This is a genomic window from Capnocytophaga sp. HP1101, from assembly GCF_054772415.1.
The window spans coordinates 97,897-112,844 of the sequence record NZ_BPUU01000004.1 but is presented as its reverse complement, the minus strand read 5'-3'; the positions used below and the strand labels follow the sequence as shown (position 1 = coordinate 112,844).

The window sequence follows — 14,948 nt, the reverse complement described above, 5'->3', positions numbered from 1 at the left end:
ATTAACCAACCAAAACTTTAAATTATGAAAACTATTATTTGAAGTTTTACAATGAGCTACCACCCTCATTGCGTTTGCAAAGGTACGGCGTTTTTTTGAATTACCAAAACAATTCCAAAGTTTAACAAAACTTTAACGCTTCTCCCTCTGTTTATTACCTAATAATTAAAGCGTTAGCTATTAGTCGTTAGAAAGCATTTTTTTCTTCTTTTTAATATAAGGTAGCTGAAATAAACAACCTATGAGTAACAATTTTTATTTCTTCTCTAGCTTCTCTACTTCAGCCAGCTCAGCAGCAGTAAGTTTGCGGTATACATATTCGTATTTACCCTCATTACCATCTTCGTCTTCATCTATAAGCGATACAGTAAGCCTGTTTCCTCTTACAAAAAAATTCTCAGGAGTATCGCCTGCCGATGTAAAAACACCTGCCGATGCCGTGTAGGGTACGGCTCTTCCTCTCTCAAATTCACATCTTTGAGTAGTGTCGTTAAAGTCAAAATCATAGTGCTGTATAGTAGTAGCCGTAAAGATTACCACCGCTTTTTCATCACAACGCTCCAATATTCCTTGTACTACATTAAGGCTTGCCTTCTCCATTTGCCACGCCCCAACAAGAGCTTTAGGGTCAGTAATCGTTTCAGGAGCTTTGTATTCCAATGCCCTAAGGGCAGCCAATTCACTATCAGAAAGTTTTCTATAAATAATTCTCGCAGCCTTTTGAGCCCCTGTATCTGTGTCTGTACCAAAAGTATTGTACACCAATTGGTTGTTCTCAATCACAAAAGTATGAGCGGTAGAACCTACTGTCACAGTAACCGTCGTACCCGATATAGTATAAGTTTGAGGTACAGATTTTTTATATGTGCACTTGCCTTCTGTGTCTATATCAAAGTTCAGTTCCTCAGCGGTTTGTTCTGTAAAAACAAAAGTCTGTTTCTTATCACAGTCAGAGATTTCTTGCTCTTTATTATCAATAATTACAACACTCACTTGCCACGCCCCTACCAGTTGTTTTTTGTAATCAGGAGCTGTTGGTTTATACTCCATCGCTCTAAGTGCCGCCAATTCACTGTCGGTAATTCTCTTATGGGTATATGAAAAAGAATGCGTTTTACCTTCTTTATCTAACTCCGTCCCCTCTGTCACAAGTTTATCTTCTGTCACAGTAAAAGTAAGCCTCTTACCTTCAGCGGTAATAGTAGCCCCCGATACTGTATAAGGCTTGGCACCTTGTTTTTTATATGTACAATTATACTCATCATACTTCATAAAGACAAGCTCTTCTACGGTGTTTTCAGTAAAAACAGTCACATTTTTCAAAGAACATTCCGAAAGTTTTAGCTCCTTACCATCAAGCGTTGCCGATTCCATTTGCCACGCACCTATCAATGATGAAGTTTTCTGTGGAGGCGCAGGCGTATCGTCGTCCTTACTTCCGCAAGACGAAATCATTGTCGCAAGGGCAACAAATGCCCCAAATAAAAATTTCTTCATATGAGTTAGTATTTCTAATTTCAGCGCGCAAAAGTATAAAATTAATTTATCTCCACCAAAAAACCACCATAACAACTACATTTATCTCCTCTTCATTGCATCACTTCCCCTTCGGCAATAGCCAAATAAGTGAATAGAGAGAGGTTTTCTTCGTCATTCGCCCCTCGTCCTCCATCGCATCTCCCCCCTTGAGGGGGGTTAGGGGGGATGTTTCTCTCCCTTTCCCGTCACTAATTCCCCCTCTCTGAGGGGCTAGGGGGAGGTTTCCCTCGCCATTCGCCCCTCGTCCCTCGTCGCATCTCCCCCTTTGAAGGGGGCAGGGGGGATGTTTACACAATATTAAAAAGATGTTTATACAACAATAATGACCGTCACAACCCTATTGCCTATGGCCTAAGGCCTAACACCCCTTCCTCTTTCTTTCACCTCGAAACCCTGTTTTTGGCATTTTTAGTATTATTGTATTATGGTATTAATCAATCACTTATACACCCTTTCTATAACAATCGTCCAAGATTCGTATAAGCATCCTATAAGCTTTGTATAAGCTAACCATACCCATTTTACCTCTTACCTTTTATCTTTTACCTAAAAACCCTCTTCCGAATTTCTCCGTTTCTTTTCGAAATCTCCTACCCTCTGAGCTATCCGACTCGTCTGAAACGTCCGACTTGTCCGACTCCGTCCGACCACCTCCAACCAATCTCCCCCTTACAGCCCGTGTGGCTCACACCTGCCTGTCGTGCTACGACCTCGCACCTGCCCGTGCGGCTCGCACCGTGCTACGACCTCGCACTTAGTATTGTTCCAAAAGATATTTAATAAGGTCAGTAGTGGTCACCAATCCCACCAACTTACCGTTATCCACCACAGGTATAGAGTGAAAACTCTGGTCAGCCAAAATCTCAGCCACTTCTTTAATCGACGTATCCGCGCTTACTGTAAGAGGCGTTTTAGCCATAATCTGCGGAATGGTATACATATCATACACCACCGAAGTAACCTCCTCATCGCCATCAGTCATATCCGCAAAACTAATGCGCAAAAGGTCAGAATAGCTCACAATACCAATCAGCCTATCACCTTCCACTACCGGAATATGGCGGATATTGTGCTTTTTAAACAAGCGTTCAGCATCGTAAAGCGATTGAGAAGGAGTAAGTGTAACCAGCTCCTTACTCATAATTTGTGATACAGGTACTCTTTGTTTCATAATATATACTTTTTTAAAATGAATAATTCCGTTTTATAATCAAAATACCCCACAAAGGTAACTATTAATAGATGACTAAGCAAACTATTTAACAAATGTTTAACGTTTCTTATTTGGAATTTAGAAATAATCTCTCTTACTTTGCCCCCACAAAACAAAATATTATCCGTCGCTAATTTCCTTTTTGATTATCCTTTTCTATACAATGTTCTTTATTTATAAGAGTTTTTTTTATCTCAGTTCTACATAACAAAAACTGATTTATAATCGCTTTTATGTTGTACATCTGTGAAATCTCTCACCTTTAGGTGAGTAATTCGTGCAAAAAGTGATAATTAATTAAAAAATCCGTGCTCTCCGTGTAATCTGTGCGAGACTTTAAAGTAGTAGCGAAGCTGTTCATTTGTTTGATTCTTAAAATCCTGCCGTGCTACGGCTTACCTGTCTCAAGTACACTTTTTTCAAAGTGCAGTAGGACTATTTTCTTGATAAACTTTTTAAATCATTATATTATGGAATCATTTTTAACCACAATCTTTCTAATCCTGCTCTCCCTTTTAACACTCTGGGGACTGTCAGACGTTCTTTATCGCTTATATAAGAAAGACCCAACCGTAAAAACCTATTGGCTCTTTGTTATTTTGCTATTCCCTCTTTTGGGCACTATTTTGTATTTCCATTTCAAGCACGCCCAAAGAAGCCAAACCCGCCCTTTCTCACAGCGTATTTAATAACCCTTTTATAACGACCCTTCTTATTCTCAAATTCCTTTTGTTAGACTATAATTTCTATACCTTTAGGCATTCACATACCCAGCTGTAACCCCCTCCCCGACTACTATTAAAAGAAAATTTCCTACGTTTACGCCATTTACTAATTTACAAATTTGCTCATTTGCTAATTATTCTCTACCTTTGCATTTTGAACAAGTAACCGGTAAATAAGTAAAGTTCAACAACCTCTTTACCTTTTGCCTTTTACCTTTTACCTAAATCAAATGGATCAAAGAAAAAAAGACGAGGCACTGCAGTACCACGAGTTTCCGCAACCTGGAAAAATTGCCATAGTGCCTACCAAAAAGCATTCTACACAACACGACCTTTCCTTAGCCTACTCCCCTGGAGTAGCCGAACCTTGCTTGGCAATTGCCGATGATAAAAGCAATGCCTATAAATATACCGCCAAGAGCAACCTCGTAGCCGTTATTTCTAATGGTACCGCCGTGCTCGGTTTAGGCGATATAGGTGCCGATGCCTCTAAGCCCGTAATGGAGGGCAAGGGCTTGCTCTTCAAAATCTTTGCTGGTATCGATGTGTTCGATATTGAGGTCGATGCCACCGATGTCGATAAGTTCGTCGAAACCGTAAAAGCTATTGCGCCTACTTTTGGGGGTATCAACCTCGAAGATATCAAAGCTCCTGAGGCTTTCGAGATTGAACGTCGTCTCAAAGAGGAATTGGATATCCCTGTAATGCACGACGACCAGCACGGTACCGCTATTATCTCAGCAGCTGCCTTAGTCAATGCCTTAGAAATCGTAGGCAAAGACATCGCCAAAGCCCAAATTGTGGTAAACGGCGCAGGAGCAGCCGCTATCTCGTGTACACGCCTCTATGTGGCTTTGGGTGCCAACCCTAAGAACATTGTGATGTGCGATAGCAAGGGCGTGATTCGCAAAGATGCTCCTAACCTCACCGCTCAAAAAGCTGAGTTCGCAACCGACCGTAATCTTCGCACTTTGGAAGAAGCTGTAAAGGGCTCTGATGTATTTATCGGACTTTCAAAAGGCGATGTACTCACTCCTGAGATGCTTCTCTCAATGAATAAGGACGCTATTGTATTTGCAATGGCAAACCCTACCCCTGAAATTAACTATGATTTGGCTGTGAAAACCCGCAAAGATATCATTATGGCTACCGGTCGCTCCGATTTCCCTAACCAGGTGAATAACGTGCTCGGCTTCCCTTATATCTTCCGTGGGGCACTCGATGTGCGCGCTACCAAAATCAACGAGGAAATGAAACTCGCTGCGGTACGTGCCATTGCCGAATTAGCCAAGAAACCCGTACCTCAGCAAGTGAGCTTAGTATATGGAGGCGAAAATCTCACCTTCGGTCGCAACTACATCATTCCTAAACCGTTCGACCCTCGCTTAATATACGAAGTACCCCCCGCTATTGCCAAAGCCGCTATCGATTCAGGTGTCGCTCAAAAACCTATCACCGATTGGGAAGCTTATAAAGGCGAACTAATGGATAGAATAGGCGTCGGGAGCAAAGAAATACGCCTCTTGCAAGACCGCGCCAAACGCAACCCTAAACGCATAGTATTTGCTGAAGCCGACCAATTAGAAGTGCTCAAAGCAGCCCAACGCATCTATGAAGATGGTATCGGTATTCCAGTGCTTTTGGGTAATAAAGACGTGATCAAAGCGCTGAAACACCAATTGGGCTTCAACGGTCGTGTAGATGTTATCGACCCGAAAAGCGATGCCGAAAAAGCACGCCGTGAGAAGTTTGTTAAGCACTATTGGAAATTGCGCGAACGCCGTGGCATCACTTACGAAGTAGCCGAACGCCTAATGCGCGAACGCAACTATTTTGGCACGATGCTCGTAGAAACCGGTCAAGCCGATGCAATGATTACAGGTTACTCTCACGCTTATCCAAAAGCCATTCGCCCTGTATTAGAGATTATTAAAAAGGACAAAGGGATAGAACGTATCGCCGCTACTAGCATTATGTTCACCAAACAAGGTCCTCTATTCCTTTCAGATGCAACCATTAATATCGACCCTACTGCCGAAGAGTTGGCTAACATCGCCTTGCTTACCGCACGTGCCGTGAAATTCTTTGGCTTAGAACCTTCGGTAGCGATGCTATCCTATTCTAATTTTGGTTCTGCCGTATCCGAAAGTAGCCTCAAAGTGCGTGAAGCCGTAGCTTATCTGCACAAACACCACCCCGATTTGGTAGTTGATGGTGAAATCCAAGCCGATTTTGCTCTCAATCCCGATAAGATTGCTAAGAACTATCCATTCTCTAAGCTCAACAATGGCAAAGGGGCGAATGCGCTTGTGTTCCCTAATCTCGAAGCAGCAAATATCAGTTACAAACTGCTCAAGGAAACCCAACATTTAGATACCATAGGTCCCGTGATTATAGGTTTAAGTAAACCTATTCATATCACCACCCTCGGCTCTACCGTCGATGAGATGGTAAACCTCGCCACCCTTGCGGTGATTGATGCACAACAAAAGTAGTGCGAGTTGCACAGATAATTAGTGCAAAGCAATATAAACAAATTAAAAAATGTTGTTTTCATATTTGAAAAGACTGTTCAAAATATTTTGAACAGTCTTTTTTTACTTCTTAATAAGTATCTTTTACCTTTACACGATACTCCAAGCACATCTTTGCTATCTTTGATATTTTACAATATGCCTCTTCTCCTTTGTCCTTTGTTCATCTTTCTTTCGCTCTTCGTTCATCATTCCTTCGTTCTTCCTTCGTCTTAGGTTCGTCTTTCCTTCGCTGTTGAGCCACTGATGAGCCACTCATCGTTCTCCTTACCTTTACTCTTTGTTCGTTCATTCTTTGTCTACCAGTCTATCGTGCTACAATCTCACACCATCTTTCAAAACCTATTTCTAAAAACTCCATTCAATCGCTCCATAATATATTACTAATAAATTTCTAATTACAGCGGATGTATATTCCGCAAGCTCTAAATAATAACTTCTGCTTGTCAATTATTAGCCGCCGCCTATTATATGTTTTTACCTTTGTCTAAAAATATTTTTCCAAAAGTTTTTGTATTATCTAAAAATATATTACTTTTGCCCCGAATTAACAATATTATTAGTATATGAAAACTTTTTTATTAGCTATTACTTTAGCTTTCTGTACTTTGTGTTTTTCCCAAGAAGGAACAATCAAAGGTACTATCACTTCTGAAGGGCGTCCTTTAGAGGCTGTAACTATCCAGCTCGAAGGTAAAACCTTCAAAAAATGGACAACTTCCGACCGCAATGGTCAGTATTCCCTTTCCGTACCCGCCGGTGAATATCGGTTAAAAATACGTTCGCTCGGCTATATCCCTTATAACGACAAAGTAACTATTGTTGAAGACGAAACCCTCTCTCAAGACGTCTCCCTTAAAGAAGACGTTGTGGGAATGGAAGAAGTAGTCGTTACCGCTACCAAAACCAAAGAAAACCGCAGGGACGCTCCTGTATTGGTGAGCGTAACCACCAACCGCGAATTGGTAAATGTGAAAGCCCATACCTTGATGGAAGGACTGGTGTTCCAACCTGGTCTCCGCACCGAAGTAAATTGTCAGAATTGTGGTACGTCGCAAGTGCGTATCAATGGCTTAGAGGGGGCTTACTCGCAAATCCTTATCGATAGCCGTCCTATATTCGGTTCGCTTAATGGCGTATATGGCTTAGATCAAATCCCTGCCAATATGATTGAGCGCATTGAGGTGATTCGCGGCGGGGGTTCTGCTCTTTTTGGCTCGAATGCCATTGCGGGTACTATCAATGTGATTACGAAGAACCCTACTAAAAACGAGGCACAAGCCAGCATCGTGAGCCATCTCATCGGAGGCGAATCGGGCGATGTGGTGAGCTCATTCAACGGTTCGCTCGTGAGCGACAACTATATGCGGGGTATCTCTTTCCACGCAATGCAGCGCACACGTCAGGCGTATGATGCCAATGATGATGACTTTACCGAAATTACCCGTTTGCGCAACCTCAATGCTGGAGCAAAACTCTTCAACGATTTCACCGACCGCCACAAACTTACCGCCGAACTAAACGTGAGCAACGAAAATCGTCGTGGAGGGAACAAACTCGATGTACCCGAACATTTAGCCGACCTTGCTGAGAGCATTCGTACTCAAATGATGGGAGGTAATGCCAGTTTCGACTACTTCTCACCGGCTTACAACCACAAATTCACTGTCTATACCAGTGCCGAACGCACTCGCGCCGATAACTATTACGGTAGTTTTGATGGTACTGATATAGAGGCTTCTTCAGGTAATTACGGCGTTACTAAAGAAAGCATCTGGCTACTCGGCGGGCAACATACCGCTTATGTGCCTACTGACAACGGCAATTTGCAATGGACCTCAGGGGCTGAATATCAATATGACAAGATTGCCGAAAAGCGCCAGAACCCTAATGTGCTTGCCGTAAACCAAAAAGCCAATACTTTCGGACTCTTTACGCAAGCCGACTGGCGTATTTCTCCCAAAATCAAAGTACTCGGTGGATTGCGTTTTGACAATGTAAGTTCCGATATAATGAAGAAAAGTGTTACAGCACTCAACCCTCGTGCGAGTGTGTTGTACAATATCGACGAGAACTTTATCGCAAGGGGGTCATACTCACGTGGTTTCCGTGCACCTTTCTTCTATTCCGAAGATGTACACAGCGAATTGCAAGGTGGTGAAGCTCGTCGGGTACGCCTCGCCGACGATCTTAAAAAAGAAACTTCCGATAGTTTTACCGCTTCCTTTGAATACAACCACACTCACGACACACACCAGTTTGTAGCGATGCTCGAAGGATTCTATACCGCTTTGCACAACCGCTTTACGTATGAAGATGCAGGTTTAGAGAACGGTTTGCCTATCCGTGAGAAACAAAACTCCGATGGTGCCGTGGTAAAAGGCATAAATATAGAATTAAAATACAGTCCCAATCCTAAATTTATGGTACAGCTTGCCACTACTATCCAAAGCGCTAAGTACAACAGCGTGCAAACGCCCGAAGAGAATGTAGAAACCGATGAGATTTTGCGTACCCCTAATGTGTATGGTAACCTAATGGCAACCTATAAACCGCAACCTAATTGGGATATCAACCTTGTAACCGTGTACACTGGTTCAATGAAAACCACCCACTTAAAAGGATATATCCCCGCCACGCGCTTAGAAACTACCCCCGCGATGTGGGATATAGGCGTAAACACCGCTTATGAGTTCAAGTTTCAAAACTTCTTCCCCTTAGAAGTGAGTTGCGGTGTCAAAAACCTCTTCAACCAATATCAAAAAGACTTTGACAAAGGTCCCGAACGCGATGCCAATTACATCTATGGTCCTTCCCTACCTCGCACTGTGTTTGTAGGATTGAAAGTGAAGATTTAATTTAGCTAAGAGGTAAGAATATGAATCAAGAGTTGAAAAATAATTATTACTGATATACAGTGTATTGTCGCCTTTGCGTCACATCTCCCCCTTTGAAGGTAGTCTGCGAAAGCAGAGTATGTGAATAGGGGGATGTTTATAATCAAATAGTTAATTTAACCCTTGATTCATATTAAAAAGTAAGAGATAAAAAAAGCGACTCCCAAAAGTCGCTTTTTTTAATGAATATTAGTAATTCAACTGATAGGTAGTAGTCATATCACTATTGTAACTTAAGTCAATTCCAATTCTATCTAACACTTGTTCTCCGTTTTCAGTCTTGAGCTTAATTGTGTGGCGAACTACCTTATTCACAGTTAAGTTCATAGTTTTTCCGTTCTTATCTTTCTCTATTTTGATAGGGATTATAATGTCAAACACTTTTTCATCAGCCTTATCACTGATTAATTGGTACTTTCTGTTTTTCTCAGTGCCATTCTCAATGTTCTTAATAAGTGTTTCTAAAGTTGTTAAATAGGTAGCATCAAAACCACCAAAACCTGTAGGCATACCTGCTCTTGCATTTCGTGTTTCGTTGATAGTCTTTACAAAACCATCGTTGTCAAAAGTATAAGTGTAGTTGTAAGTATAATTTAACGCCGTACCATCTTCTGTCAAAACCATTTGTTGTAGCAAGTTCTTAGGAGCCACTCCTTGTATCCAACCTATTCGAAAATCAAAATATTGCATATAACTACCCACAATATCCCCCTCAAAGTTGTACAACAAAAACTTATTTTTATTCAAGTTATTGTTGTAGCTAAGCTGATTTTCAAAGATAGTAATTTTGTCACCCCAATTTTTCTTTTCAGTGATCTTGGTCAAATTGCCGTTTGTCCACTCAAAATCACCTATTCTGGAAACATTTGTCAATCGTTGCTTGCTGTCGTAAGCACCAATGCCCAACATATTGCCAGCAGCATTAAGTCCCACTTCAAAATTTTCTACCTCTCCTGTATCTTCATTGGGTAAGCTTATTTTTACAGAGGTAGCCCCATAAGTGAAAGTTTTTACATTGTCCTCTTCTCCCTCTTCCTTTCTGGTAATCTTGTTGATTCTTCCTTTTTCATCGTAGTCATAAGCAAAAGTTAGAGTTTTTGCTACAAATTTTTGACCGTTGAGAGTCGGTTCTAACACACTTTCAAGAGAAGGTGCAGGACTACCACCTTTGTAGTCTATTTCCACTTCAATGAAGTTACAAGAAATTGTTCTTACTTTTTTAGTAGGTAAATACTCGTTTTGAGTAGTAGGGGTAGTAGTACCATTACCGCCGTTGCCATTACCGCCATTAGGGGTATCATCGTCTTTACTGCCACAGCCTATAAGCGCTGCCATTGCCACAAAACTGAATAAAACTTTTTTCATCAGAATATAATATTTTATGAATTTTGAGTGCAAAAGTAAAGAAAAACTTCCTAATCAGCAAACTATAAGCATTATTAGTGAGTCTCTCACGTTCTACATTCCCCTTTTGTGAGGCTATTCACAATAGCCAACTAAGTGAATAGAAGCAGGCTTCTCTCACTTTTCCGTCACTAATTCCCCCCTTGAGGGTAGTCTGCGAGAGCAGAGTATGTGAATAGGGGGAATGTTTCTCTCACTTTTCCGTCCCTACATTCCCCCTCCACGAGGGGGCTAGGGGGAGGTTATCCCCTCTCCGTCCTTTATTTCTTGCATCTTCCCCGTCGCATTTCCCCCTAAGGCCTATTGCCTAATGCCTATTGCCTCTTCTCTTTCTTTCGCCTCGAAACCCTATTTTCGGCATTATTGGCATTATTGTATTATGGTATTAATCAATTACTTGCATACCCTTTGTATAACAATCGTCCAAGATTCGTATAAGCATCCTATAAGCTTTGTATAAGCTAAGCATACCCATTTTACCTCTTCTCTTTTATCTTTTACCTAAAAACACCCTTCCGAACTTCTCCGTTTCCTTCCGAAAGCTCCTACCCTCTGAGCTGTCCGACTCGTCTGAAATGTCTGACTCGTCCGACCTCCTCCAACCAGTCTCCCCATTAACGCCCGTGTGGCTCACACTTGCCCGTCGTGCTACAACCTTTGGCAAAGTTCATTATCAGTATTATCGGTATTATCAGTATTATTGGCATTATCCAGTATTATTGGCATTATTGCTATTATGGTATTATTTCGTATCTTTGCACCATAAATAAACAAACCAATGGAAAACAACAGACAAAAGAAAATAGCAGGCATTATTCAAGAAGAATTAGCCAAAGTGTTGCAGCAATCCATACGCGATGCAGGGCAACAAAACCTACTCGTATCGGTAACCAAAGTAACCGTAACGGTTGATTTATCGGTAGCTAAGGTGTACCTCAGCGTATTCCCCGAGGCACAAGCTGCTGAAGTGCTCAAAGGCGTAACCTCTAATGCGCCACTCATCAAGCACGAGCTATCGCAAATCACCAAACATCAGTTCCGCCGTATGCCCGAATTGTATTTTTATATTGATGACTCATTGCAGTACATCGAAGGCATCGAGCAATCGCTCAAAGAAGAAGAAAACCCCATCGAAAACCGAGAGCTATTGTATAAACGAAAAATGACGTAGTCAGTTGAAAATGCTTTTAAAACGATTATTACAAGAAAAAGAATCTCACCTCAAGGGCGGTATCTATCACCGCACTCAAATAGACTTTTGCTACAACTCCAATCATATTGAAGGCAGCCAGCTCACACACGAGCAAACACGTTATATCTTTGAAACCAATACCATTGGCATTACCGAACAAGCGGTAAAAATTGATGATATTCTCGAAGCTATCAATCATTTCAAAGCTTTTGATGCGATGTTGGAATGCGCTACCGAACCTCTTACCCAAGAAATGATAAAAACCTTTCACAGTATTCTCAAAGCAGGCACTTCTAATAGTAGAAAAGATTGGTTTGTTGTAGGAAACTACAAAAAACTGCCTAACGAGGTAGGAGGCAACGCTACTACACCTCCTGAAAAGGTGGCTCAAGAAATGACAGCTCTCTTAGCTAATTATCACCAAAAAGAAACCAAAACACTTCGCGATTTAGTCGATTTTCACTGGCAATTTGAAAGCATTCACCCTTTTCAAGACGGTAACGGTCGCGTAGGTCGATTACTCCTTTTTAAAGAGTCCTTGGCGAATAACATAGTGCCCTTTATCATCACCGAACAACTTCGATGGTTCTACTATCGCGGTCTACAAAATTGGCAACAAATAGAAGGCTACTTACTCGATACTTGTCTTACCGCTCAAGACGACTACAAGGAAATGATGAAATATTTCAGAGTTTACTAATTCCTAAATTTGTTAATTTTTCCCTATTTCTCATTAACCACTAACCATTTATCATTAATCATTAAAAATGACTTCAGTATTCTACATAGCAAGGCGTTATATGTTCGCCAAAAGTTCGCAGAACGTTATCAACATCATCAATAGGGTTACAGCTTTTGTGGTGGTGCTGGGCGGTGCTGCCCTTTTTATTGTGCTCGCCGGTTTCGCAGGACTTAAGAACTTTACCCTCTCCTTCTCCTCCACCTTCGACCCCGACCTAAAAGTGTTCCCAAAAACAGGTAAATACCTATCACTTACTGCTGAAGATACACTGAAACTGCAACAACTCTCATCGGTAGCACACTTTTCTAAAGTATTGGAAGAACAAGTATTTCTCACCCACAACCAAAAGAACCACATCGCTTATATCAAGGGAGTAGATACTGAGTACCCCAAAGTAAACGATGTCGATAGTATTCTTGTGCTGGGCAATTGGGAGCTCACTCCCCCCAGTGTGATAGTAGGGGCAACCATTTTCAATAATCTCGGCTTAAATCTCCTCGACGGCTCTTCTCCTTTGCAGATAGTCGTACCCAAGGCAGGTAAAGGCAGTATCCTAAACGACCCTATGCCTTATCGTCAAGCTTTTTCGGTAGTACAAGGTATTTATCAACTTACAGAAGATTTAGATAAGAAGTACGTGTTTTCATCTTTAGACCAAGCACAGTTTCTGTTGGGATTAAAGAAAGAACAAGTGTCAGCCATAGAAATAAAATTAGCCCCCAATGCTGATGAAAAGCAAGTAACCGAACAGCTCTCACAGCTCTTTCACCAACCCGTAGTAGTAAAAAACCGCGTACAGCTAAACGATGCGCTTTACCGTATGCTCAATACCGAGAATATAGCTGTATATCTGATTTTCATCTTAGTGCTCATCATTGCGCTTTTCAACCTTGTAGGCGCTATCATTATGATGATTCTCGACAAAAAAGACGACCTGCAAACACTTTACGCCCTCGGTATGAACGAACACCAAATGCGACAAATCTTCTTTTGGCAAGGCACAATGGCTTCGGTATTAGGTGCCATTATAGGTATTGTATTAGGAGCGACGATTGTGGTTTTGCAACAGCAATTTGAGTTTGTAATGATCAGCCCTACCTTAGCCTACCCTGTAACTATCACAGCTTTAAACATAGCTATTGTTTTTGCTACCATTGTAGTTTTAGGAGTTTTAGCTTCATTAGTAGCCTCCTCACGAGTACGTGTTAAATAGATTACAAGCACTGTAATTATGATAAATAAAACACCTCTTTTTAGATTTTTTTATAGTGCTATTACCCCTATATAATATTTTATATATTGAAGTAAATCTTCCTTTTTTCAAACATAAAAACAAAAAAGCTGTTCTACATATAGAACAGCTTTTTGTTGTATTAATAGCTATTATTACTATTTTATAGTTTCGTAGGCGCGAATCGCCTTATCGAAGCGGTTGTTTACACTCTCTAAGGTATAAAGTCCATCAGCGTTGGCTTGCACTCCTTTGAGTTTTAGAGGGAATACTACAGGAGGATTTTCCATATCGAGGAGTTCTACCCCGCGTAGCTGTTCCGTAGTTTGATATACAATATTTACCGATACAAATTCTTTACCGCTTTGGTCTACCCATTTTTCGAATACCAATTTGCTACCTATTGGGGTTTTCTTCTCAATAGATTTTGGCAAGCTATATTCTTCGATTTCTAAGGCAGCTCCTACGCTGGCAATATTAGAATCGTGCCCACAAAGGAAGGTAAATTTACGGTTTTTGGCGTTTAATTCGTCCTTCATATATACCAAGAGCGGGTGAGCTACGTTTACAGCTACAATAGGAGCGGTGAAGAGCACATCGCCATAGACATCTTTTACCTTAGCAATTTTCTCCCAGTCAGCAGTGGTGAGTTTATTACCAAAAGCTGCTTGTACAGGGTCTTTATCTTCATAATATTGCAAGATAAAAGCATCGGAAGCGGAGTTGGCTAACTTTAGTGAGCCTTTCATATTAGGTTCATCGCCTTTTTCGAGTTTCAGCTGGGTGTTGTAATCGTTGAAGGCACAAACTTCGCCAGACTTGCACGCAGGAGAGTTTTTCAAATCGAGTACTTTTTCCAAGAGTTGGTAAGACTCTTTCAACCCCTCATTGATGCCTACAATTCCTTTTTTACCTCCCATAGCAGCGATTTCTTTCATAGCTTGCGCTTTGAAGGCGTCGCTACTCTTGGTGAGCGCAGGGAAGAACACGGGATCCATCTTGCTGGGGGTAAAGCGATGGTTGATATGCAAATTGGCTAAAGGCATAAACCCTGATGAAAAGTACTGCGCAGTAGCCACTGTGCGTTGCATACTGTTGGCATAGAAATTTACTTCATCAACAGAAGGGACAGCGTTTTCGGTGAAAAGGCCTTCGGCTACCGTCCATTTGCGGAAGAACTGACCCATAATGGTTTCGAGAGCTCCCCCACGAAGGGTAAGTTCGCTAGGAGCTGCACTCCATTTTATCCATTGGTGAGGTGTCATTTTTTGCAAGGTGCTACCATTCACTGATAGAGAGGAGCGAATGTTGTGACGGCTTAAAATGACCACTTCTTTCAGCTTGTATTGGTTTTTAAAGCTTTCGGAACGGTTGAGTTGCGCCATTGCTAAGAGCGGACATAGCAACAGCAAGACAATATTTATAATTCTTATTTTCATTTGTTTTTGGTATTATAATTATTTATTCAACT

10 protein-coding genes are annotated in these 14,948 nt (G+C 41.3%); 6 read left to right on the top strand and 4 right to left on the bottom strand.

The genetic code is table 11. The features are described 5' to 3' along the window. Positions 1–255 precede the first annotated feature (255 nt). Both RCZ04_RS04000 and RCZ04_RS03995 read right to left on the bottom strand, forming a co-directional pair. A complete protein-coding gene (locus tag RCZ04_RS04000) occupies positions 256–1,497 on the bottom strand; it encodes a lipocalin-like domain-containing protein (RefSeq protein ID WP_460484664.1) in 1,242 nt (413 codons plus the stop codon). A 796-nt stretch (positions 1,498–2,293) separates the two neighbouring features. Continuing rightward, positions 2,294–2,710, bottom strand: a complete 417-nt coding sequence (locus RCZ04_RS03995) for a CBS domain-containing protein (protein WP_460484663.1) — start codon at positions 2,708–2,710, stop codon at positions 2,294–2,296. Positions 2,711–3,222: 512 nt separating this feature from the next. Between RCZ04_RS03995 and RCZ04_RS03990 the strand changes: the two genes are divergently transcribed. The 3 genes from RCZ04_RS03990 (at position 3,223) to RCZ04_RS03980 (ending at position 8,869) form a co-directional block, all read left to right on the top strand. Next, the gene (locus tag RCZ04_RS03990) at positions 3,223–3,441 is read left to right on the top strand and encodes a PLDc N-terminal domain-containing protein (protein WP_460484662.1); all 219 of its coding nucleotides are present in this window, start codon (positions 3,223–3,225) and stop codon (positions 3,439–3,441) included. Between the two features lie 266 nt (positions 3,442–3,707). Beyond that, complete coding sequence (locus RCZ04_RS03985) at positions 3,708–5,972, top strand: NADP-dependent malic enzyme (RefSeq protein WP_460484661.1); 2,265 nt, start codon at positions 3,708–3,710, stop codon at positions 5,970–5,972. A gap of 605 nt (positions 5,973–6,577) precedes the next feature. Then, positions 6,578–8,869: a TonB-dependent receptor gene (locus tag RCZ04_RS03980; RefSeq protein ID WP_460484660.1), complete on the top strand. Its 2,292-nt coding sequence runs from the start codon at positions 6,578–6,580 to the stop codon at positions 8,867–8,869. Positions 8,870–9,097: 228 nt separating this feature from the next. Here the strand turns inward: RCZ04_RS03980 and RCZ04_RS03975 are convergent, their stop codons facing one another. Further along, the gene (locus RCZ04_RS03975) at positions 9,098–10,273 is read right to left on the bottom strand and encodes a DUF4595 domain-containing protein (RefSeq protein WP_460484659.1); all 1,176 of its coding nucleotides are present in this window, start codon (positions 10,271–10,273) and stop codon (positions 9,098–9,100) included. Between the two features lie 817 nt (positions 10,274–11,090). Here RCZ04_RS03975 and rbfA point away from each other — a divergent pair. The 3 genes from rbfA (at position 11,091) to RCZ04_RS03960 (ending at position 13,459) form a co-directional block, all read left to right on the top strand. Further along, positions 11,091–11,483 carry a ribosome-binding factor A gene (gene rbfA / locus RCZ04_RS03970; protein ID WP_460484658.1) on the top strand — a complete coding sequence of 131 codons (393 nt, stop codon included), beginning with the start codon at positions 11,091–11,093 and terminating at the stop codon, positions 11,481–11,483. Positions 11,484–11,493: 10 nt separating this feature from the next. After that, positions 11,494–12,204, top strand: a complete 711-nt coding sequence (locus RCZ04_RS03965; protein WP_460484657.1) for a Fic family protein — start codon at positions 11,494–11,496, stop codon at positions 12,202–12,204. Between the two features lie 100 nt (positions 12,205–12,304). Further along, a complete protein-coding gene (locus RCZ04_RS03960) occupies positions 12,305–13,459 on the top strand; it encodes an ABC transporter permease (protein ID WP_460484799.1) in 1,155 nt (384 codons plus the stop codon). 176 nt (positions 13,460–13,635) lie between these two features. On the opposite strand, the gene RCZ04_RS03955 is transcribed toward RCZ04_RS03960, so the two are convergent. Continuing rightward, entirely contained in the window at positions 13,636–14,916 is a 1,281-nt protein-coding gene (locus RCZ04_RS03955) for a histidine phosphatase family protein (protein ID WP_460484656.1), read from the bottom strand. Positions 14,917–14,948 lie beyond the last annotated feature (32 nt).